Annotated in this window: 23 protein-coding genes; 13 read left to right on the plus strand and 10 right to left on the minus strand. The window is 68.1% G+C overall.

All coding sequences use genetic code 11. The features are described 5' to 3' along the window. The first annotated feature begins 6 nt into the window (after nucleotides 1-6). The 6 genes from B3D50_RS10230 (at nucleotide 7) to B3D50_RS10255 (ending at nucleotide 8,055) form a co-directional block, all read left to right on the plus strand. Entirely contained in the window at nucleotides 7-2,511 is a 2,505-nt protein-coding gene (locus tag B3D50_RS10230) for an LPS-assembly protein LptD (RefSeq protein ID WP_286951065.1), read from the plus strand. A 111-nt stretch (nucleotides 2,512-2,622) separates the two neighbouring features. Continuing rightward, nucleotides 2,623-3,987 carry a peptidylprolyl isomerase gene (locus tag B3D50_RS10235; protein WP_286951066.1) on the plus strand — a complete coding sequence of 455 codons (1,365 nt, stop codon included), beginning with the start codon at nucleotides 2,623-2,625 and terminating at the stop codon, nucleotides 3,985-3,987. Continuing rightward, the gene (gene pdxA / locus B3D50_RS10240) at nucleotides 3,984-5,003 is read left to right on the plus strand and encodes a 4-hydroxythreonine-4-phosphate dehydrogenase PdxA (RefSeq protein WP_286951067.1); all 1,020 of its coding nucleotides are present in this window, start codon (nucleotides 3,984-3,986) and stop codon (nucleotides 5,001-5,003) included. Before B3D50_RS10235 ends, pdxA begins: the two co-directional genes overlap by 4 nt. An 8-nt stretch (nucleotides 5,004-5,011) precedes the next feature. Continuing rightward, the gene (rsmA, locus tag B3D50_RS10245) at nucleotides 5,012-5,824 is read left to right on the plus strand and encodes a 16S rRNA (adenine(1518)-N(6)/adenine(1519)-N(6))-dimethyltransferase RsmA (protein WP_128720252.1); all 813 of its coding nucleotides are present in this window, start codon (nucleotides 5,012-5,014) and stop codon (nucleotides 5,822-5,824) included. After that, nucleotides 5,821-6,978 carry a pyridoxal phosphate-dependent aminotransferase gene (locus tag B3D50_RS10250; protein WP_286951069.1) on the plus strand — a complete coding sequence of 386 codons (1,158 nt, stop codon included), beginning with the start codon at nucleotides 5,821-5,823 and terminating at the stop codon, nucleotides 6,976-6,978. The genes rsmA and B3D50_RS10250 overlap by 4 nt, the downstream gene beginning before the upstream one ends. Before the next feature lie 36 nt (nucleotides 6,979-7,014). Next, nucleotides 7,015-8,055 carry a L,D-transpeptidase family protein gene (locus B3D50_RS10255; RefSeq protein WP_286951070.1) on the plus strand — a complete coding sequence of 347 codons (1,041 nt, stop codon included), beginning with the start codon at nucleotides 7,015-7,017 and terminating at the stop codon, nucleotides 8,053-8,055. Here B3D50_RS10255 and B3D50_RS10260 read toward each other — a convergent pair. The 10 genes from B3D50_RS10260 to B3D50_RS10305 form a co-directional block, all read right to left on the minus strand. Then, nucleotides 8,052-8,504, minus strand: coding sequence for a nucleoside deaminase (locus tag B3D50_RS10260; protein WP_286951071.1), 453 nt, complete (start codon nucleotides 8,502-8,504; stop codon nucleotides 8,052-8,054). The genes B3D50_RS10255 and B3D50_RS10260 overlap by 4 nt on opposite strands. 5 nt (nucleotides 8,505-8,509) lie before the next feature. Beyond that, complete coding sequence (gmk, locus tag B3D50_RS10265; protein ID WP_286951072.1) at nucleotides 8,510-9,151, minus strand: guanylate kinase; 642 nt, start codon at nucleotides 9,149-9,151, stop codon at nucleotides 8,510-8,512. Beyond that, nucleotides 9,141-10,037 (minus strand): YicC/YloC family endoribonuclease, encoded by an 897-nt coding sequence (locus B3D50_RS10270; RefSeq protein WP_286951073.1) that lies wholly within the window; start codon nucleotides 10,035-10,037, stop codon nucleotides 9,141-9,143. Before B3D50_RS10270 ends, gmk begins: the two co-directional genes overlap by 11 nt. Next, nucleotides 10,034-11,227 carry an endolytic transglycosylase MltG gene (mltG, locus tag B3D50_RS10275; RefSeq protein ID WP_286951074.1) on the minus strand — a complete coding sequence of 398 codons (1,194 nt, stop codon included), beginning with the start codon at nucleotides 11,225-11,227 and terminating at the stop codon, nucleotides 10,034-10,036. The genes B3D50_RS10270 and mltG overlap by 4 nt, the downstream gene beginning before the upstream one ends. 1 nt (nucleotide 11,228) lies before the next feature. Next, nucleotides 11,229-12,509 (minus strand): beta-ketoacyl-ACP synthase II, encoded by a 1,281-nt coding sequence (gene fabF / locus B3D50_RS10280; protein ID WP_286951075.1) that lies wholly within the window; start codon nucleotides 12,507-12,509, stop codon nucleotides 11,229-11,231. 118 nt (nucleotides 12,510-12,627) lie between these two features. Beyond that, the gene (locus tag B3D50_RS10285) at nucleotides 12,628-12,867 is read right to left on the minus strand and encodes an acyl carrier protein (RefSeq protein WP_003165440.1); all 240 of its coding nucleotides are present in this window, start codon (nucleotides 12,865-12,867) and stop codon (nucleotides 12,628-12,630) included. Nucleotides 12,868-13,052: 185 nt separating this feature from the next. Further along, nucleotides 13,053-13,793: a 3-oxoacyl-[acyl-carrier-protein] reductase gene (gene fabG, locus B3D50_RS10290; protein ID WP_046654273.1), complete on the minus strand. Its 741-nt coding sequence runs from the start codon at nucleotides 13,791-13,793 to the stop codon at nucleotides 13,053-13,055. A 176-nt stretch (nucleotides 13,794-13,969) separates the two neighbouring features. Continuing rightward, nucleotides 13,970-14,914 (minus strand): ACP S-malonyltransferase, encoded by a 945-nt coding sequence (fabD, locus tag B3D50_RS10295; RefSeq protein WP_286951076.1) that lies wholly within the window; start codon nucleotides 14,912-14,914, stop codon nucleotides 13,970-13,972. A gap of 101 nt (nucleotides 14,915-15,015) precedes the next feature. Continuing rightward, on the minus strand, nucleotides 15,016-16,446 hold the full coding sequence (locus B3D50_RS10300) for a purple acid phosphatase family protein (RefSeq protein ID WP_286951077.1): 1,431 nt from the start codon (nucleotides 16,444-16,446) through the stop codon (nucleotides 15,016-15,018). Between the two features lie 102 nt (nucleotides 16,447-16,548). After that, the gene (locus tag B3D50_RS10305) at nucleotides 16,549-17,817 is read right to left on the minus strand and encodes an Nramp family divalent metal transporter (protein WP_286951078.1); all 1,269 of its coding nucleotides are present in this window, start codon (nucleotides 17,815-17,817) and stop codon (nucleotides 16,549-16,551) included. 245 nt (nucleotides 17,818-18,062) lie between these two features. On the opposite strand from B3D50_RS10305, the gene rpsF reads away from it, so the two are divergent. The 7 genes from rpsF to B3D50_RS10340 all read left to right on the plus strand — a co-directional run bounded on the left by rpsF (nucleotide 18,063) and on the right by B3D50_RS10340 (nucleotide 24,800). Then, nucleotides 18,063-18,440 (plus strand): 30S ribosomal protein S6, encoded by a 378-nt coding sequence (gene rpsF, locus B3D50_RS10310; RefSeq protein WP_003165448.1) that lies wholly within the window; start codon nucleotides 18,063-18,065, stop codon nucleotides 18,438-18,440. Between the two features lie 11 nt (nucleotides 18,441-18,451). After that, the gene (gene rpsR / locus B3D50_RS10315) at nucleotides 18,452-18,727 is read left to right on the plus strand and encodes a 30S ribosomal protein S18 (protein WP_003167100.1); all 276 of its coding nucleotides are present in this window, start codon (nucleotides 18,452-18,454) and stop codon (nucleotides 18,725-18,727) included. Nucleotide 18,728: 1 nt separating this feature from the next. Continuing rightward, the gene (rplI, locus tag B3D50_RS10320) at nucleotides 18,729-19,313 is read left to right on the plus strand and encodes a 50S ribosomal protein L9 (protein WP_003165450.1); all 585 of its coding nucleotides are present in this window, start codon (nucleotides 18,729-18,731) and stop codon (nucleotides 19,311-19,313) included. 444 nt (nucleotides 19,314-19,757) lie between these two features. Further along, on the plus strand, nucleotides 19,758-22,166 hold the full coding sequence (locus tag B3D50_RS10325) for a TonB-dependent receptor plug domain-containing protein (RefSeq protein WP_286951080.1): 2,409 nt from the start codon (nucleotides 19,758-19,760) through the stop codon (nucleotides 22,164-22,166). 183 nt (nucleotides 22,167-22,349) lie between these two features. After that, entirely contained in the window at nucleotides 22,350-22,724 is a 375-nt protein-coding gene (locus B3D50_RS10330; protein WP_286951081.1) for a hypothetical protein, read from the plus strand. Between the two features lie 51 nt (nucleotides 22,725-22,775). Further along, complete coding sequence (locus B3D50_RS10335) at nucleotides 22,776-23,177, plus strand: hypothetical protein (protein ID WP_286951082.1); 402 nt, start codon at nucleotides 22,776-22,778, stop codon at nucleotides 23,175-23,177. A gap of 120 nt (nucleotides 23,178-23,297) precedes the next feature. After that, entirely contained in the window at nucleotides 23,298-24,800 is a 1,503-nt protein-coding gene (locus B3D50_RS10340; protein WP_286951083.1) for a replicative DNA helicase, read from the plus strand. Nucleotides 24,801-24,829: the final 29 nt, after the last annotated feature.

Genomic DNA, 24,829 nt, shown 5'->3' on the forward strand with positions numbered 1-24,829 from the left:
CACCGCATGACCCATCGCCGTCTCCCCCGCATGGGAGCCCTGCGCCTTCGGCTGTTGACCGGCGCGGCGTTGGTCATAGGCGCGCCCCTGTCTGCGCCAGGACTGGCCTACGCCGCCCAGGCCCAGGCCCAGGCGCCGGCTCCGACCCCCGCCGTTCAGGCGGCGCCGCAAACAGCCGCTCAGACGCCGGGCGCAGACGGTCTGACGCCCGACGCCGTCTACATGGACGCCGATTCCGCCCAACGTGAAGGCGACCTCGTCTCGGCCCAGGGTTCGGCCGAGGATCGGGTTCTGGCTCGCATTCAGGACCACAGCCTGCGCGCCAGGGACGTCACCTATGATCTGCAAAGCCAGATCGCCACGGCCTCGGGCGACGCTGAACTGACGGCGCCGGACGGCTCGGTCGTTCACGCCGAGCGCATCGAACTGGATTCGGATTTCAAGACGGGCGTGGCCGTCGACCTGGCCACGCGCCTGTCGAACGGCTCCAGCCTGATGGCCGCCACCGCCGTGCGCCGTTCCGAAACGGTCAGCGAGCTGAACAACGTCATCTTCACCCCCTGCCCCATCTGCACCGTGGACGGCGCGGCCAAGACGCCCAGCGTCTCCATCCAGGCCTCCAAGGCGGTGCAGAACGAGGAGCTGCGCGCGATCCTGTATCGCGACGTGGTGTTCCGCCTGGGCGGCGTGCCGATCTTCTACCTGCCCGCCTTCTCGCATCCCGATCCGACGGTGGACCGCGCCTCGGGCTTCCTGGTGCCGTGGGGCGACTACCAGTCCGGCCGGGGCGTCTCGCTCGAGATTCCTTATCTGCACGTCATCTCGCCGTCCGAGGACGTTCTGATCAGCCCGCAGTTCAACACAAAGGTCGCGCCGCTGCTGAACCTGCAATGGCGCAAGCGGTTCGCTGACGGCATGATCGTGGCGCGCGGCGGCGCCACCTACGGCCGAAATTTCGGCGACTTCGACCTGGACGGCGACGGTCGCGCGGAAAGCAACGTCCGCTTCGGCGACAAGACGGCGCGCAGCTATCTTCTGGCCCACGGCGCCTTCGACCCGGACGGCCCTTGGCGCTGGGGCTTCACGGCCGAGCGCGTCTCCGACAAGACGCTGTTCGACCGCTATGACGTGCGCGACGCCTATCAGGACAACGGCCTCTATTACGGCGACAGCCGTCGCCTGATCAGCCAGCTCTACGCCGAGCGCCAGACCGAGCGCTCCTATCTGTCGGTCGCAGCTTTCACCATGCAGAGCCTGAGGCTGGATCCATCGTATTCGGACACCGACTTCCGCAACTCCAGCGGCTATCTGGTGTTCGAAGACGACAACACCCTGCCGTTGGTGGCGCCCCTGATCGAGGCGCGATGGGAGCCGGAAGGCCCCATCTTCGGCGGCCGCCTGCGTCTGCGCGGCTCCGCCGTCGCCCTGACCCGCGACGCCTATGTCGGCTTCCCCACCCTGGCGCCCGAACTGATTCCCGGCGGCTCCACCGACGGCCTGCCCGGCGTCGACAGCCGCCGCATCACCGGCCAGGCGGAATGGCGCCGCGCGATGATCTCGCCCATCGGCATCCGCTGGGAGCCGTTCGTCGACCTGCGCGCCGACGTCTATTCTGTGGACGACCTGCCGCCCGCCATGGGCGTCGAGAACGACATCTACACCCGCACGCGCGCCAGCGCCGGGGTCGACGTCAGCTATCCCCTGTATCGCCGCCTCAGCGCCTCGTCCGACCTGATCCTGGAGCCGATGGCCCAGGTGTCGATCTCCAACAAGGCGGACCTGGATCGACGCATTCCGAACGAGGACAGCCAGATCACGGAGCTGGACCACCTGTCCCTTTTCCGCATGGATCGCTTCCCCGGCTACGACCTGCTGGAAGGCGGCTTGCGCTTCACGGCGGGCGCGCGCGCGACATTGCACTGGGACGAGGTGCGCTCGGCCAGTCTGTTCATCGGCCGCAGCATGCGCGCAGACGATCAGGACGAATACCTGACGCCGATCCCGGACGATCCGACGCGCCTTTATGACCCCTCGGGTCTGGCCAGCCGGACGTCGGACTGGGTGGTTCAGGGGTCGTTCAATCCCTCGGATCGCATGCGCGGCTGGTTCCACGCCACGATCGACGGCAATGGCGAAGTTCGTCGGGCCGAGGCGACCGTCGACGGCCGCTGGGGACGCCGGAACCTGGCCAGCGTAAGCTACATCGTGGACAGCTCGAACCCCTTGGACGGCCCCGAGAACCGCAACTACGAGTTCGTCCAGCTCTCCGGTCACCAGTTCATCTACGGCAACTGGGGCGTGGCGGTGACGGGGATCGCCGACATGCAACGCGACATCGTCACCCGGTCGGAGGTCGGCCTGCTGTATGACGACGACTGCTTCCGCATTGAGCTGGGCTGGCGGCGCGACAACACGCGCGTCCGGCCGACCGGCCCGGCGGAAGGCGTTTACATCCGTCTTAACCTCGCCACTTTTGGGGCTTCAGGCTATGATCGCAATGATATGCGGTAGGCAGGGCGCGCATTGCGGCGTAGGGGAGCTTGCGCCCCGGCGCTGCGGCGTGGCGATCGCCGCCGACCGGCTCGGGACCGCTTTAGGGAATCAGGACTGACGATGGGTTTGATGCGTTACTCTACGGGAGCCGCCCTGGCCGCCCTTATGGTCGTGGCGGCCGTGGAGCCTTCCTCGGCTCAGACTTCGGCGTCTCCCGCTCCTGCGCAGGCCGCGCCTCAGACTCCGGCCGCCGGCGCGCTGAACCCCGCCGCCGAGGAAGCGCCCCAGCGCACCGCGCCTGCGCCGCAATTCCGCCTGTCCGACGGCATCATCGCCACGGTCAACGACCGCATCATCACCGGCTTCGACCTGCGTCAGCGGATGCTGGTTCTGATGGCCATGACCCAGGTCCAGCCGACCGAAGAAAACATCGGCGCCATCCAGCAACAGGCGCTGAACGACCTGATCGACCAGCACCTTCAGGCCGCCGAACTGGCCAAGTTCGAACAGCTCAAGATCGGCGACGCCGAAGTCGATCAGGAAATCGCCGACATGGCCCGTCAGGCGGGCACGACGCCGGCCAGCTACATCAACTTCCTGGAACAGGGCGGGATCAGCATCCCCGCCTTCCGCGAGCAGCTGCGAACGGAGATCGGCTGGCGCGAACTGGTCGGCGGCCGTTTCCGCGACCGCGCCCGCGTCGGCAAGAGCCAGGTCGAGCAGACCATGCGCCAGATGACCGAATCGGCGACCAAGCCTCAGTATCTGATCGGCGAAATCTACCTGGAGGCCGCCCGCGTCGGCGGCATGCAGGAGGCCATGAACGGCGCGCGCCAACTGGTGCAGCAGATGATCCAGGGCGCGCCCTTCATGGCCGTGGCGCGCCAGTTCTCGGCCGCCCCCTCGGCCGCCCGCGGCGGCGACGCCGGCTGGGTGGTCCAAGGCACGGTCCAGCCCGCCCTGCAGTCCGTCATGGACACGCTGGAGCCCGGCCAGCTGTCGAACCCCATCCCCGTCGATGGCGGCGTCTACATCCTCTACATGCGCGACAAGCGCTCGGGCGCCTCGACCAGCATGGTCAAGATGAAGCAGGTCATGGTCGAACTGCCGGAAAACGCCGATGAGGCCCAGGTGGCCGCCGCGACCCAGCGCCTCGAGGCCCTGCGCGGCCAGTTGACCTGCGACAACATCCTGACCCGCGCTCGGTCCGAGCCGGGCCTGCTGGGCGCCGATCTGGGCGAGAGCGACGTCGCCGATCTGCTGCCGCAGTTCCAGCAGGTCGCCCGCTCGGCCGAGGTCGGCTCAGTCAGCACGGCGGTCCGCACCCCGCTGGGCGTGCACCTGCTGGCCGTCTGCGATCGCCGCCTGGGCGGTCCCGACGCCCCCTCGGCGCAACAGGTCGAAGCCCGTTTGCAGAACCAGAACTACGCCATGCTGGGCCGCCGCTATCTGCGCGACCTGCGGGCCGACGCCCTGATCGAAATCAAGCAATGACGACGCTCCGGCCGCTCATCGTCACGATGGGCGACCCCGCAGGGGTGGGGCCGGAGATCATCGCGCGCGCCTGGTCGGTGCTGGGCTCCGCGCCCGGCCCCCTGGCGCCGGTCGCGCCCTTCGTCGTGGTCGGCGACGCCGATGTTCTGAAGGCGCAGGGCCAGCCGGTCGAGGCCGTCCTCAGCCCCGCGGACGCCGCCGGCGTCTTCGGCCGCGCCATCCCCGTCCTGCACCATCCGGCGCCCGCCCCCGTAGCGGCGGGTCAGCCTGAGCCCGCCAACGCCGTCGCCGTCGCCGACTGGATCGAACGCGGCGTCGATCTGGTGCTGTCGGGCGAAGGCTGCGGCCTGGTAACGGCGCCGATCGCCAAGGCGCCCATGTACGCCTCCGGCTTCCGCTTTCCCGGCCACACTGAGTTCATCGCCGAACTGACCGCCGACATCCCGTTCAGCGGCACGCGCGGCCCGGTGATGATGCTGACGGCGCAGAACCTGCGCGCCTGCCTCGTCACTATCCACGTGCCGATCGACCAACTGCCCGAACTGGTGACCGGGGAGCGCGTCGCCCGCGTCGCCCGCGTCGTCCACGAATCTATGAAACGCGACTTCGGCATCGCCGCCCCGCGCTTGGCCATGGCCGCGCTGAACCCCCACGCGGGCGAAGGCGGCGCCATCGGCCTGCAGGAAGTGACGGTGCTGCGCCCCGCCGCCGAGGCCCTGCGCGCCGAGGGGCTGAACATCACCGATCCCCTGCCCGCCGACACCCTGTTCCACGAGGAAGCACGGGCGCGGTACGACGCCGTGGTCTGCCTCTATCACGATCAGGCGCTGATCCCGGTGAAGACGCTGGACTTCTGGGGCGGGGTCAACGCCACCCTTGGCCTGCCCATCGTCCGCACCTCGCCCGACCACGGCACCGGCTTCGACATTGCGGGCAAAGGCGTCGCCCGCGCCGACAGCTTCATCGCCGCCGTCCGCCTGGCTTCTGAGATGGCGTCTGCGCGCGCGGCGCGCTAACAGGCCTCGTGACCGATCATCTGCCCTCCCTGCGTGAAACGCTCGACGCCCACGGCCTGTCGGCCAAGAAGAGCTTCGGCCAGCACTTTCTGCTGGACCTGAACGTCACGCGGAAGATCGTCCGCTACGCCGGGCCGTTCGACGGCCGCGCCGTCATCGAGGTCGGCCCCGGCCCCGGCGGCCTGACCCGCGCCCTGCTGGAAAGCGACGCAGGCAAGGTGGTGCTGGTCGAGAAAGACCCGCGCTTCATCCCCCTGCTGTCCGAACTGGACGACGGCTCGGGCCGCCTGACCATCGTCGAGGCCGACGCCCTGAAGGTGAAGGAAGCCGAACTCGTCGAGGGCCCCGCGCATCTGGTCTCCAACCTGCCCTACAACGTCGGCACGCCGCTGCTGATCAAATGGCTGACGGGGCCGTGGACGCCGTGCGCCCTGACCCTGATGTTCCAGAAGGAAGTCGCCGAGCGCGTGGTGGCCCAACCAGGCGAGGACGCCTATGGCCGGCTGGCCGTCATCAGTCAGGCCGTGGCCGAAGCGCGCATCGTCATGCATCTGCCCGCCGCCGCCTTCACCCCGCCGCCCAAGGTGGCCTCGGCCGTGGTGCATCTGATACCCTTGGCCGAGCGCCCCGCCCCCGACCGCCTGAAGCGGCTGGAACGGGTCACGGCGGCCGCCTTCGGCCAGCGTCGCAAGATGCTGCGCTCCAGCCTGAAACAACTTGGCGGCGCCGCCCTGTGCGAAGCCGCTGGAATCGAACCCGACGCCCGCGCCGAGACCATCGACGTGGCGGGCTTCCTCAGATTGGCCGACGCTTTGACATGACAGTAGAAATCGAACCCTTCCGCGCCATCGCCATCAGCCGCATCGCCCACGAGATGAAGGCTGAAGGACAGTCGGTCATCCATATGGAGTTCGGCCAGCCCTCGACCGGAGCCCCCAGCCGCGCCATCGCCGAGGCCCACCGCGTGGTCGACGCCGAGGCCGGCGGCTATTGGGAAAGCCCCAATCTGCGCGCCCGCGTGGCCAAGCTGTACAAGGACCGTTACGGCGTCGTCATCGATCCCGAGCGCGTCATCATGACCGCCGGCGCCTCTCCCGCCCTGGTGGTGGCGCTGAACATGCGCTTCGCTCCCGGCGACCGCGTGGCTATCGCCCGCCCCGGCTATGTCGCCTATCGCAACACGATGAAGGCCCTGCATATCGTCCCGCAGGAGATCGACTGCGGCCCCGACGTGCGCTTCCAGCTGACGGCCAAGGCGCTGCGCGACCTGGACCCGGCGCCGCAGGGCGTCATCATCGCCAGCCCCGCCAACCCGACCGGCACCGTCATCGCCGAGGACGAGCTGAAGGCCATCGTCGAGGTCTGCCGCGAGCGCAACATCAGCATCATCTCGGACGAGATCTATCACGGCATCACCTACGGCCACGACACGCCCTGCATGCTGCAGTTCGACGACAAGGCCATGATCGTGAACAGCTTCTCCAAATACTGGAGCATGGCGGGCTGGCGTCTGGGCTGGCTGATCCTGCCGGAAGAAGAGGTCCAGCAGGCCCGCGCGCGCATGGGCAACATGTTCCTGACGCCGCCGACGCTCAGCCAGTTCGCCGGCCTGGCCGCCATGGATTGCGAAGAAGAGCTGGAAGCCAACATCGACGTCTATCGCTCCAACCGCGAGCGGATGCTGGAAGCCCTGCCCGCCATGGGCCTGCGCTCGATCGCCCCGCCGGACGGCGCCTTCTACATCTATGCCGACATCGGCCACCTGACGAACGACAGCATGGCCTTCTGCGAGAAGCTGGTGCGCGAGACGGGCGTGGCCACGGCGCCGGGCGTCGACTTCGACCCCGTGAACGGCCACCGCTTCATCCGCTTCAGCTTCGCCGTCTCGACGCCTGAGATCGAGGACGCCCTGGCCCGCATGAAGACCTTCTTCGCCGCGCGCACCGAGGAAATGCAGGAACAGCGGACAGCCTAGGAGCGTTCGACAAGCCCCGGAACCTTCGGAGCTTTCATGTCGAAATCGCGTCTCGCCGTCTCAGTCCTGCCCTTCACCCTGGCCGTGCTCGCGGCCTGCGGATCGCCTGCTGAGACCCCGAGGCCCGAACAGCCCCCGGTCGCCGAAACCGCCGCCTCGGCTCTGAATCGTGAGGCGGTCGAGGCCGCCGTATTCGAGACCGTCGCCGCCCCCGTCGAGGGTCAACCCGCGCGGCCCGACGCGGCGACGGCGCGCGCCCAGATCCTGCTGGACCGCGCCAACTTCTCGCCGGGCGTGATCGACGGCCTGGGCGGCGACAACACCCGCCAGGCGATCGCCGCCTTCGAAAAAGCCGCCGGACTGCCCCAGGACGGGGTGCTGGACGCCGAGGTCTTCCGCCGCCTGACCGCCGGCGACGACGGCCGCGTCCTGACCGACTATACGATCGCCGCCGCTGACCTGGCCGGTCCTTTCATCGGCCAGGTTCCGGCCGATCTGGCCGACATGGCCAAGCTCCAGACCGTCGGCTACGCCACGCCGCTGGAGATGCTGGCCGAGAAATTCCACATGACCGAGGGCCTGCTGCAGGCGCTCAATCCCGGCGTCGACTTCGGCAAGGCGGGCCAGACCATCGTCGTCGCCGCCGTGGCTCAGACCGATCTGGCGGACGACGTGGCCCACATCGTCGTGGACAAGGCCGAGCGGTCGGTGCGGGTCTATGACGCGGCGGACAAGCTGTTGGCCTTCTATCCCGCCACCATCGGCAGTTCGGCGCGCCCGGCGCCCTCGGGCGAGCTGACCGTCGTCGGCGTCGCGCCCGAGCCCAACTACACCTACGACCCCGATCGGGTCAGCTATGATCGGGGCGACCGCAAGGTCATCGTGCCGCCGGGGCCGAACAATCCGGTCGGCTCGGTGTGGATCGACCTGTCGCGCGACACCTACGGCATCCACGGCACGCCGGACCCGTCCAAGGTCGGCAAGACGTTCTCCAGCGGCTGCGTGCGCCTGACCAACTGGGACGCCGAACAGTTGGCCTCCAAGGTCAAACCGGGCGTGCGCGTGACCTTCCGCTAGGCGCCGTAAAGCTCCGCCGCCGTCCGACCCGGCAGGTCCAGCTGCGTCAGCGGCAACGGCGGCGGGTCCAGCGTCACGCCCAGCGCCTGATAGGTCGCCGCGCTGGAGAAGCCGTAGGGCTCGGCGTCCGCATTGCTGAAGGCGTAGTAGACCGCGCTGACCCGCGTCATCACCGCCGCCGCCAGACACATGGGGCACGGGTGGCCACTAGCGTAGAGGATCGCGCCCGACAGGTCGACGCCGCCCAGCGCCGGCCCCGCCTGACGGAGGGCCTCCATCTCGGCGTGGGAGCTGGGATCGTTCGTCGCCAGCATCCGGTTGACGCCGCTGGCGATCAGGGCGCCGTCCTTGACCAGCACCGCCCCGAACGGCCGACCGCCCGCCCTGACGTTCTCCAGCGCCAGATCGACGGCCTGGGCCAGCCAGCGGCGGTGTTCAGCCTCGGACATGGGCGTCAGACCACTTCCTTCAGCAGCGCCTGCTTGTAGCCGTCGACCCACAGGTTGCGGTGACGGCGGCTGCGCTCGGCGTGATAGATGTGCGCCAGTTCGGCATAGGATCGGTCGAAGTCTTCATTGACCAGCACATAGTCGAAGTCGTCGCAGTGCTCGATCTCGCCCTTGGCGTTGGCGACGCGGCGCTCGATCACGTCCTCGGCGTCCTGAGAGCGCGTCACCAGACGGCGGCGAAGCTCCTCAAGGCTGGGCGGCAGGATGAAGACCCGCACGGCGTCGCCGGGGCATTTGGCGGCCACGTCGCGGGCGCCCTGCCAGTCGATGTCGAACAGAACGTCGCGTCCTTCCGCCAGCGCCCGCTCGACCGGAGCGGCCGGGCTGCCGTAGCGGTTGCCGTGCACATCGGCCCATTCAAGGAAGGCGTCGGCGTCGACCAGACGCTGGAATTCTTCCTTGCTGACGAAGTTGTAGTCTCGCCCGTCCACCTCGCCCGGACGGATGTCACGGGTGGTCATGGAGACGGACAGCTCCAGCCCCTTGTGGTCGGCCATCAGGCGGCGGCACAGCGAGGTCTTTCCGGCCCCCGACGGACTGGCCACGATCAGCAGGACGCCACGGCGAGGGGTGCGGTTATTCGACATTCTGAACTTGTTCTCGAAGCTGCTCGACGACGGCCTTCAACTCCAGGCCGATTCCGGTGAGCGCGGTCGTAGCGGATTTCGAGCAAAGGGTGTTCGCCTCGCGCATGAATTCCTGCATCAGGAAGTCGAGTTTTCGACCGGCGGGGGGTTGCTGCAACAGTGCGCGGGCCGAGGCGACATGGGCCGTCAGCCGGTCCAGTTCCTCGCGCACGTCAGCCTTGGTCGCCAACGCCGCGGCCTCGAGGAAGACGCGCTCGTCCAGACCGGGCGCATCGGGCGCCAGTTCGCTGATACGACGAGTAAAGCGTTCGCGGATGGCCTCGACCTGAGCCGACGCCTCAAGCTCAGCGCGAGCGACCAGAGCTTCGATGGTCCCGACGAAGTCGTGGATGACCGGCGTCAGCTGCTCGCCTTCGCGCTGGCGCGACGTCTTCAGCGCATCCAGCGCCTGTTCAACCGTGGCCGCCATGGCGGCCTCAAGGGCGGCGCGAGCCTCGGCGTCTTCATCTTCATCGGCGACCTCGATCACGCCGCGCAAGGCCAGCAGGCCGTCGGCCGAGGGCGGGGTCGCCCCCTCCTCCGCCAACTGGTTCGCCAGCCGCAGATAGGTCGCCAGCACCGCCTCATTGACGCGCGGCGCGGGCTCGCTCCCCTCGGCGCGCTTGGCCTGCAAGCCCAGCGTCACCTGCCCCCGGTTCAGCCGCGCCTGCGCCGCCGCCTTGGCCAGCCGCTCCAGATTGTCGAAGCCGCCGGGCCCGCGAAAGCGCGTCTCCAGCGTCCGGCCGTTGACCGAGCGCGCCTCGACCGTCCAGGTCCAGCCGTCCAGCGCCCCATCGGCCCGGCCAAAGCCGGTCATGCCCGAGATTTGGCCTGAAATCTGACTCATCGTCCGGCCTCCGTCGGCACGCGAATGACCTTGGCACCCGGCGGAATGGCGAGAGGCGACGCGGCCTCGTCCGTCATAGGCGCCGGCGAGGTCTCAGGCGCGCTCTCTCCCGCCGCCAGACCGGCCTTGCGGCGTTCGATCTCGCGCCAGCGCGCCACGTTCAGCAGATGCTCCTGATAGGTGCGGGCGAAGACGTGGCCGCCCGTGCCGTCGGCGACGAAGAAGACGTATTCCGAACGCGGCGGGTTCAGTACGGCCTTGATCGCCTCCTCGCCCGGATTGGCGATGGGCGTCGGCGGCAGGCCGTCGATCAGATAGGTGTTCCACGGCGTCGGATTGCGCAGTTCCGACAGCAGGATGCCGCGTCCCAGCGGCCGCCCCTTGGTCACGCCGTAGACGATGGTCGGGTCGCTCTCCAGCCGCATCCCCAGACGCAGGCGATTGGTGAAGACGGCCGCCACCTCGGGCCGTTCGGAGGCGATGCCCGTCTCCTTCTCGACGATGGAGGCCAGGATGACCGCCTCTTCCGGCGTCGTGACGATCGTGGAGGGCGAGCGGGCGGCCCACAGCGTCTCCAGCTTGGTTTTTGCAGCGCGCTGCATCCGGGCGATGACGGCGGCGCGGGTCTCGCCGCGCGTGACCTCATAGGTTTCGGGCCACAGGCTGCCCTCGGGCGGAACCTCGACCTCGCCGGTCAGAACCGGCTGCTTCATCAGGATGTCGACCGCCTGGGCGCTGGACCAGCCCTCGGGCAGGGTCACGTAGTGGCGCACCGCCTTGCCGTCGACCAGCAGGCCCACCACCGTCGCCAGAGAGGCGCCCGACGGCACCTCATATTCGCCCGCGCGGATCTTGCGGTCCGCGCCGGTCAGGCTGATCGCGGCCCGGAACAGGTCGGTGGAGCGGATCACCCCCGCCGATTTCAGATTGGCCGCAATGGCCGGAACGCCCGCCCCGGACGGCAGGGTGACGATTGTCGCCTCCCCTTCCGCCGCCTTCGGCCCCGGCCCCCAGTAGATGGCCCAGAACGCCACAAGCGCCGCGACCAGAAACAGACCCAGCGTCCCGGCGGCGGTGATCAGGCCGATACCAAGACCGGAGCGCGAACCTCCGCCCCCGCCGCCCTTTTTCGGAACGCGCGACTTGGGAATGCGAACCTTGGGTGTGCGGCGGGACGGAGCCTTGGCCAAGTCAGTCGACCTTCTTGAAGATCACGGCCGCATTGGTGCCGCCGAAGCCGAAACTGTTGGACATCGCCACGTCGATCTTCTTGGCCTTGCCCTTGTGCGGGATCAGGTCGATCGGCGTCTCCATCTCCGGATCGTCCAGATTGATGGTCGGCGGCGCCATCTGGTCGCGGATGGCCAGGACCGAGAAGATGCTCTCGATCGCCCCGGCGGCGCCCAGCAGGTGCCCCGTCATCGACTTGGTGGACGACACGGCCAGATCCTTGGCGTGATCGCCGACCAGGCGTTCGACCGCCTTCAGTTCGATCCAGTCGGCCATGGTCGAGGTGCCGTGGGTGTTGACGTAGTCGAGGTCCGACGGCTGCATCCCGGCGCGCTTCAGCGCCGCCTTCATGGCTCGCAGGCCGCCGTCGCCGTCTTCCGACGGGGCGGTGATGTGATAGGCGTCGCCGCTCATGCCGTAGCCGACGACCTCGGCGTAGATCTTGGCGCCCCGCGCCTTGGCGTGTTCGTACTCTTCCAGCACCATGATCCCGGCGCCCTCGCCCATGACGAAGCCCGCGTGGCCCCGGTCATAGGGGCGCGACGCCTTCTCGGGCGTGTCGTTATAGGCGGTGCACAGCGCCTTGCAGGCCAGGAAGCCCGCGATGCCGATCGGCACGACCGAACTTTCGGCGCCGCCCGCCACCATGACGTCGGCGTCGCCCAAGGCGATCATCCGGGCCGCGTCGCCGATGGCGTGGGCGCCGGTAGCGCAGGCGGTGACGACCGAGTGGTTCGGACCCTTCAGGCCGTGGCGGATCGAGATCTGGCCCGACGCCAGGTTGATCAGGGCCGAAGGGATGAAGAAGGGGCTGACCCGGCGGACGCCCTGTTCCTTCAGCACGATGGCCGTGTCGGCGATGGGGCCCAGCCCCCCGATGCCGGAGCCGACCATGACGCCGGTCGCTTCCTTGTTGTCTTCTGATTCCGGCTTCCAGTCCGCGTCCGCCAGCGCCTCGTCCGCCGCCGCGATGGCGTACAGGATGAAGTTGTCGACGCGCTTGCGGTCCTTGGCCGACATCACCTGATCGGGATCGAAGACGCCCGGCTGACCGGCCTCGCCGCCGCCGCGTCCGTCGACGCTGGGGACTTCGCCCGCGATGGTGCAGCCGTAGCCTTCGGTGTCGAAGGCGGTGATCGGACGGATGCCCGAACGACCCTCCAGAATGCCTTTCCAGACGTGCTCGACGCCCGTGCCCAGAGGCGTGACCAGGCCAAGGCCCGTGATGACGACGCGGCGCATGGTTCGCGCTCCTTCTTGGTCAGAATCGTAGCCAGAAACACTAATGGCCGCCGGACGGTCCCGCTAGGGGTCCGTCACGGCGGCCATCAGCTGGTAAGTGCGACGAATCGCAGCCGGATCAGGCGGCCAGCTTCTCGTCGATGAACTTCACCGCGTCGCCGACGGTCTGGATGTGCTCAGCGGCGTCATCCGGGATTTCGACGTCGAATTCTTCTTCGAAGGCCATGACCAGTTCGACGTTGTCGAGCGAGTCGGCGCCCAGGTCGTCGATGAAGGAAGCCTTCTCGGTGACCTTGTCCGGATCGGCGTCCAGGTGGTCGATCACGATCTTGCGGACGCGTTCGAGGGTGTCGGACATGAGTGTCTCTCTGCCTGTTTGAAATCGCCGTGAAGGCGGGTCTTGGGTTGTTTCGCCGTGTCACGGCTGCCTGTCGGGATCAAGCCTCAATGAGACTCACCCCCGAAAGACGTCCGAGCCCTTTAGCACAGGGTGACGGCGTGGAAATAGTCTGTTGCGCGTCGTGATGGCGCCGCGCAACGGGTTCAGATCATCGCCATGCCGCCGTTGACGTGCAGCGTCTGGCCGGTGACGTAGGCCGCTTCATCCGACGACAGATAGACGGCGGCCGAGGCGATTTCGTCGCCGGCGCCCAGACGTCCGGCCGGAATCTTCGACAGGATGGCCTCGCGCTGCTGGTCGTTCAGCACGTCGGTCATCGGCGAGGCGATGAAGCCCGGCGCGATGCAGTTGACCGTGATCCCGCGCGAACCGACTTCCTGGGCCAGCGACTTGGAGAAGCCGATCATGCCGGCCTTGGAGGCGGAATAGTTGGTTTGACCGGGGTTGCCGGTGACGCCGACCACCGAGGTGATGCCGATGATGCGGCCCGAACGGCGCTTCATCATCCCCTTCACCGCCGCGCGGGTCAGACGGAAATAGCTTTCGAGGTTGATCTGGATGACCGACTGGAAGTCCTCGTCCTTCATCCGCATCAGCAGGCCGTCCTTGGTGATGCCCGCGTTGGCGACCAGGATGTCCAGCGGCGCGCCCGCCGCCGTCTCGGCCGCGTTCACCAGATTATCGACCGACTCCGGATCCGAAAGATTCGCCGTAGCGAAATGCGCCCGCTCGCCCAGCTCCTTGGCCAGATCGGCCAGCACGGCTTCGCGCGTGCCGGACAAGACGACGGTCGCCCCTTGCGCGTGCAGGGCGCGGGCGATGGCCCCGCCGATGCCGCCGGTGGCGCCGGTCACGAGGGCGGTCTTGCCGGTAAGGTTGAACATCTCTGTCTCTCCTCTTCCTTCTCCCGTTGCGGGAGAAGGTGGCCCGTTAGGGCCGGATGAGGGGTCTTGCCGACCCCTGCCGTGTTTTCAACTTTGAGAGGCTCTGTCGGACCCGGCCGCGAAACCCCTCATCCGTCTGGCTGCGCCAGCCACCTTCTCCCGCAAGGGGAGAAGGATCAAAGGGTTTTCGCGAAGGCTTCCAGCTCTTCGGCCGTGTTCAGCGCCAGAGCTTCGGCGTCGGGGGCGATGCGCTTGGCCATGCCGGTCAGCACCTTGCCCGAGCCGACCTCGACGAAGCGGGTCACGCCGCCTTCAGAGGCCATCCACTCCATGCTCTCGCGCCAGCGCACGCGGCCCGTCACCTGCTCGACCAGCAGGCGGCGGACGACCTCAGCGTCGGTTTCCGGGCGCGCGGTGACGTTGGCGACCACCGAAACGGCGGGCGCCACAATCTTCGCATCAGCCAGAGCGGCCGCCATCTCGTCGGCGGCGGGCTGCATCAGCGGGCAATGGAAGGGCGCCGAGACGTTCAGCGGAATGGCGCGCGCGCCCAGTTCCTTGGCCTTTTCGATGGCCAGGTCCACGGCGGCCTTGTCGCCCGAGATGACGACGTTGCCCTTGTTGTTGTCGTTGGCGACGACGCAGACGCCCGCCGCCGAACCAGCCTTGGCGGCCTCTTCAGCCAGCGCCAGATCGGTCTTGGGTCCGATCAGCGAGGCCATCGCGCCCTTGCCCACCGGCACGGCGCGCTGCATGGCCTGACCGCGCAGCTTCAGCAGGCGCGCGGTGTCCGACAGGCTGATCGCCCCGACCGCCGCCAGGGCCGAATATTCGCCCAGCGAGTGACCGGCGACGAAGGCGGCGCGCGCCACGTCGACGCCGAACTCGACCTTCAGCACCCGCGCCGTGGCGACCGACACGGCCATCAGGGCCGGCTGGGCGTTCTCGGTCAGGGTCAGTTGATCTTCCGGCCCTTCGCGCATCAGCTCGAACAGCTTCTGGTTCAGGGCGTCGTCCACCTCGGCGAAGACTTCGCGCGCGCTGGCGAAGGCGTCCGACAGGGCGACGCCCATGCCGACCGACTGGCTGCCCTGACCGGGAAAGAGAAGCGCGAGGCTCATCCGGGATCGTCCGTCATCCGTTGAATCAAGCCGCGAGGGGTAGGCGAATCCCTCCCCTACGGCAAGAAGAACGCGACAGCAGACAGGCCTCGCGCCCGTCCTCAGTCCTTGATTTCCGCCGTGCAGGGACGGTCGTCCGGCCCCGCCGCGCCGTCACAACGACGCAGGGCCAGCAGGGTGTCCTGGGTCTCGACCAGCCGCTTTGTCCCGTCGGCCTGCCGCTCCAGCGTGAAGGCGTCGTACAGCCCGCCCGTCGCCGTAAAGGCGCGGAACGACAGGCGATCCGCCTCGACGTCGATCAGCTGATACAGCTCCGTGTTCTCGGCCGCGCGCACCGGCTGCGTATCCGCCCGATCGTTCAGCCCATACATCTTGGAGCCGGTGACCGAGACGACATAGACCGGCCCCTGCGGACGGCCCGCCGCGCTGTCGGCGCGCGACGCCTCGGCCCCGGCCGGGTTGGAGACGCGCCCATAGCAGTGGTCGTGCCCCTGCAGCACCAGATCGATGTTGCGGGCGTCGAAGATCGGCTTCCAGGCGGCCTTCAACTCCTCGGTGTCCTCGGGCCGGGCGCAGGTGTAGATCGGCTGGTGGAACAGGGCGACGTTCCAGCGCGCCGGGCTTTCGGCCAGCACCTTGTCCAGCCAGCGCGTCTGGCTCTCCCCGGCGCCCAGGTCGATGGCCGCCGTACCGTCCAGCACGATGAAACGCACGCCCTGATAATCGACGTAATAGCTGGTCGCCTTCGCCCCCTCGGCGCCGTTGTCCGGCAGGGCGAACTGCAGCGGCCAGTGCGGCCCCAGAAGGCGCGATTCCTCGCCGTTCGGCAGAATGTGGTCGACGTATTCGTGGTTGCCGCTGGCGGGCAGTTGCGGCGTCATGGCGAAGGCGCGCCCGCCCGCCTCGGTCCATTCGCCCCACTCGTCGTCGTGAACCTTGACCTCGCGCTGGGCCACCAGATCGCCCGCATGGACGACCAGGGCCGCCGGTCCCGCCTCCTTGAAGGCCGAGCGGATCACACGCGAACCGACCTCCAGAATGTCGTTCTGGGTGTCCCCCAGATAAATGAAACGGAAAGGCGCGAACTCGGCCTTCGCCGTGCGGAACGGCAGCCACTCGCTCCAACCGTCGGCGGCGCGCACGCGATAGACATAGCGCGTGTCCGGCTTCAGCCCGTCAAAGCGCGCCTGATGATAGAGGGCGCGGCCGTTCTCGTTCTCGATCGGCGCCGTGGTCCCGGCCACGGTGCGGGCGGCGAAGCCCAGCAGGGGGCCATCGATCTCCTCGGCGATCTGGGCTTCGGCGGCGGTCTGGCGCGCGTCGGTGCGCCAGGCGACGGCGGCGCCGCGCGCGGCGTCTGCGGCAGGGCTCAGCACGATGCGGTCGGCCCAGCCCTTGGCGGCCCAGCGGCCGTTCGGCGCGTGCAGCGGCGGCGGCAGCGGATCGGGGTCCGGCGGCGCGACGACCTGGGCCATGGAGGGCGCGGCGGCCAGCAGAACAGACGCGGCCAAATAGGCGACGGACAGCTTCATGACGATGTTTCCCCGAACCTCACGTGGTCGAGGGCGACGCCTAGCGGCCCAATGCGACGGTTCGCCGGGGCTTTTGTGAAACTCCTGCGAGGAATAGGCCGACTACGACGGGATCAGGCCCAGCAGCTCCTTGCCCGCCAGCACGGCGAACAGCAGGGCCGCCGCTCCCAACAACAGGTTGGAAATCCAGCCGCTGCGCCATTCCTGCGGCGTCCGGGCGCTGTTCAGCAGCCACAGAAGCGTCCCCGCCAGGAAAGGCATGAACAGGCTCCCCAGCACCCCATATGCGACAATCAGTCCGAACGGCCGGTCCATGAACAGCAGCAGCATCGGCGGGAAGGTCAGCCACAGGGCGTAGGCGCGGAACGCCCGGCTCTTGTCGCCGCGCGCCTGGGGATCTTCGGAGCGGCCGCGCACATGGGCGGTGAAGTCGGCGAACATCAGGCTGACGCCCTGCCACACGCCCAGCAGGCTGGAGAAGCTGGTGGCCCAGAAGCCCACCAGAAACAGAATGGAGATCGGCCGCCCGAACCGCTCGCGCAGCACCTGGTCCAGGTCCAGCAGCCCCCGATCCCCGCCTTGCAAGGCGATGCCGGCGCTATAGAGCAGCTCGGCCCCGACGATCAGCATGGCGACCACGAAGACCCCGGTGACGACATAGGCCACCCGATTGTCCAGCCGCATCACCGCCATCCAGCCCGGCCCCTTCCAGCCCTTGGCGTTCAGCCAATAGCCATAGGCCGCCATGGTGATGGTGCCTCCCACCCCGCCGATCAGGCCCAGGGTGTAAAAGGCCGCCCCCTCCGGCAGGCTCGGCCACAGGCCGGTCAGCAACTCCGGCAGGTTCGGGGTGACGATCACGGCCAGGCCGACGACGGTGACGAACATCACCCCGACGCAGGCCGTCATCACCTTCTCGAACAGGCCGTAGCCGCCGAACCAGACGAAGATCAACCCGGCGACTCCGCTCAGCATCCCCCAGGCCTTGAGCTCCAGCACGGGGAACAGCGCCGCCAGCGGCAGGGCCGTGGAGGTCATGGCCGCCGCCCCGTAGACGAAGCCCCAGACCACCACATAGACACCGAAATAGAGCCCGGCCCAGTTCAGCCGCCCGTCCAGCCAGCCGCCGCCCAGACTGGACCAGCCCTCGAACATCGTCCGCTCGCTGGACAGGGTCCACCGGCCCACGGCCTCGGCCAGGGCGATCTTCAGCACGGTCCCGACGACGGCCGCCCACAGCAGGGCGTAGCCAAAGCGCGATCCGGCGATCAGGGTGGCGACCAGATCGCCCGCCCCCACCCCGGTCGCCGCCACCACGATTCCCGGCCCGATCAGCGACCAGCGGTTCCTCGGCGTCGGCGTTTGCGTCATGCTGAAGGCTCCGGTTGCGTGAACCGTAACCGTGCCGCGCTTCGCCGCCCATGCCAATCGCCAGCGCAAGGGCCGCCGCGCCTTGCCCTGCCGGGGTTTTTCCCGTATAGGCGCGCCCTTTCCAGGGCTTCGGTCCTGCTGCGGAACGTCAAAGGGTCGGGAAACTCCCGTCCGCCGCGTCAGGAGCCATCGTGGACGAACTACCCGGTTCGCCCGCGCCGATGTCCGCCAAGGGAGAATGCCGCATGGCTCTTTACGAGCACACGGTCATGACGCGCCAGGATATCTCGGCGCAACAGGCCGAAGCGCTGAACGACACCATCAAGGCTCTGATCGAAGAAAACGGCGGCTCCGTCGCCAAGATCGAGTACTGGGGTCTGCGCAACCTGACCTACCGGGTCAAGAAGAACCGCAAGGCTCACTATTCGCTGATGGCCGTCGACTGCCCGCCGGCCGCCATGGCCGAAGTCGAGCGCCAGCTGTCGATCAACGAAGACGTGCTGCGCTGGCTGACCATCCGCGTCGAGGAACTCGACCTGGAGCTGTCGCCCCTGCTGGCCCGCCGTGAACGCGAGCGTGACCGCAGCGCCCCGCGCGGCGACGACGCCGCGGCTTCGGAATAAGGAACCGGATCATGACCGATACGACTGCCCCCATCCCGGGCGCTCCGGCCGGCTCCGGCCCGGCCCGTCGCCCCTTCTATCGTCGTCGCAAGGTGTGCCCGTTCTCGGGCGCCAACGCGCCGAAGATCGACTACAAGGACGTGAAGCTGCTGCAGCGTTACGTCTCCGAACGCGGCAAGATCGTGCCCTCGCGCATCACCGCCGTTTCCGCCAAGAAGCAACGCGAGCTGGCCAAGGCCATCAAGCGCGCCCGCTACCTGGCCCTGCTGCCGTACGTGGTGAAGTAAGATGAAGGTCGTTCTGCTGGAACGCGTCGAGAACCTCGGCGCCATCGGCGACGTCGTCACTGTCAAGGACGGCTTCGCCCGCAACTTCCTCCTGCCGCGCGACAAAGCGCGCCGGGCCACGGAAGCCAACCTGAAGGCCTTCGAAATCGAGCGCGCCGCCATTGAGGCCCGCAACGACAAGAACAAGGCCGAAGCTCAGAAGATCGCCGACAAGATCGACGGTCAGAGCTACGTCATGATCCGTCAGGCCGGCGAAACCGGTCAGCTGTACGGCTCGGTCGCCGGCCGCGACGTCGCTGAGGTCGTTCGCGCCGAAGGCGGCAAGGTCGAGCGCTCGCAGGTCGTCCTGAACACGGCTATCAAGACGCTGGGCGTCCACGAAGTGCTGGTTCGCCTGCACCCCGAGGTCTCGGCCACCGTCAAGATCAACATCGCCCGTTCGGCCGACGAAGCCGAGCGTCAAGCGAAGGGCGAGGACGTGATCCGCGCTCAGTTCGACGACGAGCGTAACGCCGCCGACCAGGCCGCTCAGGAGCTGCTGGAAGGCGGCGCCGGCCAACAGGAAGGCTTCGGCGACGAAGCCTGATCCTGTCGCTTCGGCGAGATGATCGAGGGGCGTTTCCGCAAGGAAGCGCCCCTTTTTCTTGGGCTGCACCCTAACCGCTCATCCCGGCGTCCGGGATGAGCGGATGCTAGGCACATCGCTCGATCTTTAGTTTTTCTCACCGACCCCGCACATAATCTCGATAGGCGTCGCCGTTTTCGCACCGCAATATCGCCATGGCTCGTCGCCGTTGACGGGCAGGAGATGACGATGCGCCCCGGCCTTTACGCCCGACTGCATCGCCCGGCAGTCCGACCGGCGCGATGTCCGTGCCCGCGACACTGAAACCGTCCCCCACGACCGGCCCGCCGCCGGCCCGCGGTTTCCGTCCGCTTTAAGAATTTTGCTTCCCGACGCGCCTGACGTCCGCCCTTCCGCGGCGGCGATCCCTGACGTGCGTCCAATCAGAAAAGACGACCTCTCGAGATGACCTCCCGCTTTCCCCGCCGCCCCGCCCTTCTGGCCGCCGTATCCGGCGTCGCCCTGCTGATCGCAGGCGTCGCCAGCGCCCAAACTGTTCCTGACGACGCGACCTCGGTCGACGACATCGTGGTGACGGGCACTCGCGCCCCGGCCCGCTCGCGCCTGGACACCCTGGCCCCCGTCGACGTGGTGACGGCCGAGACCCTGCAGAACCGCGGCACGACCGAGTTCGCCGCCGCCCTGGCCCAGACGGTGCCGTCCCTGACCTTCCAGCGGCCCTCGGCCAACGACGGCACGGACTCGATCCGCCCCGCCACCCTGCGCGGCCTGTCGCCGGATCAGACCCTGGTGCTGGTCAACGGCACGCGCCGCCACGCCTCGGCCCTGGTCAACGTCAACGGCACGGTCGGCCGCGGCTCGGCCGCCGTCGACCTGAACGCCATCCCCAGCGGCGCCCTGGACCGGGTCGAGGTGCTGCGCGACGGCGCTTCGGCGCAATACGGCTCGGACGCCATCGCCGGGGTGGTCAACCTGCGCCTCAAGGAAGCCCGCGAGGGCGGCGGCGCCAGCGTCACCTACGGCCAGTACTTCACCAATGTGGAGACCGCGCGCGGCAAGCGCGACGAGCAGGACGGCCGCGCCGTCACCGTCTCGGCCTGGCAGGGCTTCGGCCTGGGCTCGGACGGCTTCCTGACCCTGTCGGCGGAATATTCCGACCGCGACCCGACCAACCGCTCGGACTACGACCCGCGCCCCGCCGCCAACGGCGCGATCACCGCCCGCTTCGGCGACCCAAGGGTCGAGCAGTGGAGCGTCTTCGCCAATGCGGGCAAGCCGCTGAACGCCGACTGGGAGGCCTACGGCTGGGCCGGCTATCAGGAGCGCGACAGTTCTTCCGCCGCCTTCCCGCGCCTGTCGAACAACCCCAACAACGTCCCGGCCATCTATCCGAACGGCTTCCTGCCCAAGGTCGCCATCAATTCCCAGGATCTGTCCGCCGCCGCCGGCGTGCGCGGGACACTGGCCGGATGGGACGCCGACTTCAGCCTGGTCTACGGCCGCAACGCCCTGGAATTCCGCACCGAGGATTCGCTGAACGCCACCTACGGCGCCGACTCCCTGACCAGCTTCGATTCCGGCGGCCTGACCTATGACCAGCTGGTCTTCGGCGCCGACTTCACCCGCCAGTTCGAGATCGGCCTGGACGGCGGCCCGCTGAACTTCGCCTGGGGTCTGGAGGCCCGCAAGGAGAACTACAAGATCGACGCCGGTCAGCCGGAATCGTGGAACCGCGGCCCGCTGGGCTCGAACACCGCCCTGGCCGGCGGCGCCCAGGGCTTCCCCGGCTTCCAGCCCTCGAACGCGGTCGATGAAGACCGCGACGCCGTGGCCCTGTACGCCGATGTCGAGATCCCGCTGACCGAAAAACTGAGGGTCGAGGGCGCGCTGCGCGTCGAGGACTATTCCGACTTCGGCGACGCCCAGACGGGCAAGTTCGCCGCCCGCTACGACTTCAATCCGCACTTCGCCCTGCGCGGCTCGGTCTCGACCGGCTTCCGCGCCCCGTCGTTGCAGCAGAGCTTCTTCACCTCGACTTCCTCGGTCGTGCAGAACGGCGGCTTCGTCGAAACCGGCACCTTCCCCGCCACCAGCGAGGTCGCCTCGGTTCTGGGCGCCCGTCCGCTGAAGGCCGAGACCTCGACCAACTACACCCTGGGCGCCGTGATCCGGCTGGGTAATTTCGACCTGACCGTCGACGCCTATCGCATCGAGATCGAGAACCAGATCGTCCTGTCGGAGCTGATCAACCGCAGCTTCTCGTCCCAGGTCGCCGGTCTGCTGGACCCGTTGGGCGTCCAGGCCGCGCGCTTCTTCCTCAACGGGGTGTCGACCGAAACCGAAGGCGTCGACATCGTCGGCCGCTATCGCCTGCGCACCGAGACGGCGGGCGATTGGGACTTCACCGTCGCCGCCAACGTCAACGACGTCAGCGTGACCAAGACCCCGACCTCTTCCTCGGTGCTGAACCCGGTCCCGACCCTGTTCGCGCGCCAGCGCATCCTGACCATCGAGGAGGGCACGCCGGACACGAAGGTCTCCGCCTCGGCCGACTGGAGCCAGGGCCGCTGGGGCGCCACCGCGCGAGCGACCTATTACGCCAGCGTGCTGCAACCCGGCTCGACGTCCGCCAACGACTATTCGACCGGCGACAAGACCACCATCGACCTGGAAGGCCGCTTCCAGATCACCGACCGGGTCGGCCTGGCGATCGGCTTGGACAACGTCTTCGACGAATACCCGGACTTCGTGCCTGCCAACCTGAACAACAACGGCGTGCTGGGCTTCCCCTACTACTCGCCGTTCGGGTTCAACGGCCGCTACGGCTACGCCCGGTTGAACGTGAAGTGGTGATGGACTTGGAGCGCGCGCATCGGGGCTTCCTCCCTGTCCTTTGAGCGCGCCTCCCTCGTCAGGCGCGGCGGCCCGCGGGGAGCCGCCGCGTCTGACGAAAACTTAATATGGGCCAACGTTCGTCGGTCATGGTTCGGTCGCGAACCGCGCGCTAGGCTTCACCGTCTCGCGGGAGGGAAGCCCATGAAAGCCGCCACATTCGCCGCCGTCGCCGCCCTGGCGCTGTCCGCCCTGCCCAGCGCGGCCGCCGCCATGACCGTGCAGGAGTTCCTGACCTCCGCCAACCGCATCCCTCGCAATCCCACGGCGCTGCTGCGGTCGGACACGCGGCGGCTGATGAATGAGTTCAGCGGGGCCTTCAAGGCGGTGCGCGCCGATCAGGCCGCCGCCAAGGCCGCAGGACGACGCTCTGCGACCTGCATCCCCGAAGGCAAGATCAGCCTGTCGGCAGAGCAGATCCTGAACCGCTTCAACGCCATCCCGGCCCAGCGGCGCAGCATCAGCGTCAATCAGGCCGTGCGCGAGTGGATGGCCGAGGAATACCCCTGCCCCGCCTGATCGACTCCTGAACCCTTGCACAGCGGCGCAGGCGCGCGCATCTAGCCCTCCATGCCGCGTTCCGTTCACGTCCTCTTCGCCGCGTCGCTAGGCGCCCTGACTCTGCTCGCCTCCGCGCCCCTGGCCCAGGCCCAGTCGTCTGACATGACCGTCCAGCAGTTCCTGACGATCGGTCATGACATCCCGCGCAACCGCGCCGTGGCCATGATGCGCCCGGACACCCGCCGTCTGATCCGCGTCGTCACCGGCGCCGTCAGCACGGTGAAGGCCGAGCAGGCCTCGGCCGTTTCGGCGGGCCGCACGCCGGCGCACTGCATCCCCGCCTCCGGCACCGGCATCACGCCCGAGGCCCTGGTCGCGCGCTTCGAGACCATGCCGGAATCGCGCCGTCGCATCACCGTGACCCAGGCCGTGCGCGATTGGATGGCCGAGCGCTACCCCTGCCGCGCCTGACGACCTCCTACTGATCCGACAGCGGTTTTCCGCGCCCGTCCACAGGCGTCGGCGACTGTCCACGACCACGACCCCGCCCGCGTCTGACGCAGGGCGCGCCTATGCGTATTGATGATGCCGATGAACGCCGCCTTCGCTCCGATGCCCTATGACGCCAACGACGCCGTGCAGGTGTCGTCCATGCCCCACAACCTGGAGGCGGAGCAGGCCCTTCTGGGCTCGCTGATGTTCGACAACGCCGTGTTCGAGCGCCTGTCGGACCGTCTGCGCGGCAGCCATTTCTACGAACCCTTCCACCAGCGCCTGTTCGACGCCATCGAGGATCACATCCGTCAGGGCCTGCTGGCCGAGCCGACCATTCTGATGGAGCGGTTCAAGCAGGATCCGGCGTTCCAGGAGTTCGGCGGCCTGCGTTACCTCGCCGATCTGGTGGACCGGGCGCCGCCCGCCGCCAACGCCCCCGACTACGCCCGCGTCGTCTATGATCTGGCCCTGCGCCGCGACCTGATCCGCATCGGCGGCGAGATCATCAAGGAGGCGCCCAACCCCGAGACGCCCGCCGACGAACAGATCGAACAGGCCGAGCAAACGCTCTATTCCCTGGCCGAGACAGGCAAGCCGTCGTCGGGCTTCGTGTCCTTCTCGCAGGCCCTGTCAGGCGCTGTGGAAATGGCGGGCGAGGCCTATCAGCGCGAGGGCAAGCTGGCGGGCCTAGCCACCCGTCTGGACGACCTGGACCAGAAGCTGGGCGGCCTGCACCCCTCCGACCTTCTGATCCTCGCGGGCCGTCCCTCGATGGGTAAGACCGCGTTGGCGACCAACATCGCCTTCAACGTCGCGCGCAACTATCGCTGGGAGCCGACGCCGGACGGCGGGCGCAAGACCGTCGACGGCGGCGTCGTCGCCTTCTACTCGCTGGAAATGAGCGCCGAACAACTGGCCATGCGTATCCTGGCCGATGCGTCCGGCGTGTCCTCGGACAAGCTGAGAAAGGGTGAGATCGACGCCTCGGATTTCGGCAAGATCCGCGACGCCGCCATCGAGATCGGCGAAAGCCCCCTCTACATCGACGCCACCGGCGGCCTGTCCATCTCCAAGCTGGCGGCGCGCGCGCGACGGCTGAAGCGTATGGAGCACGGCCTCGACCTGATCGTGGTCGACTACCTGCAACTCGTGACGACCGGCGAGAACAGCCAGAAGAACCGGGTGCAGGAGGTCTCCGAAATCACCGGCGGCCTGAAGGCCCTGGCCAAGGAGTTGAACGTCCCCATCATCGCCCTGTCGCAGTTGTCGCGTCAGGTCGAACAGCGCGAGGATAAGCGGCCGCAACTGTCCGACCTGCGGGAATCCGGCTCGATCGAGCAGGACGCCGACTGCGTCATGTTCGTCTATCGCGAAAGCTACTACCTGGGCCGCGCCGAGCCGCGCGAAGGCACCGAAGAACACCTGAAGTGGCAGGAAGACATGGACCGCCTGCAGCACCAGGCCGAGGTGGTCATCGGCAAGCAGCGTCACGGCCCCATCGGCATCGTCAAGCTGGCGTTCGATTCCAACACCACCCGCTTCGGCAACCTGGCCCATGACGGCAGCTACGGCGGCGCCTATGCGGATATTCCGGAGTAGGCCGTCAAAGCGGTGGCGCCGCCTGAACA

It is taken from the genome of Brevundimonas sp. UBA7507, assembly GCF_002478355.1.
Lineage (GTDB): Bacteria > Pseudomonadota > Alphaproteobacteria > Caulobacterales > Caulobacteraceae > Brevundimonas > Brevundimonas diminuta_D.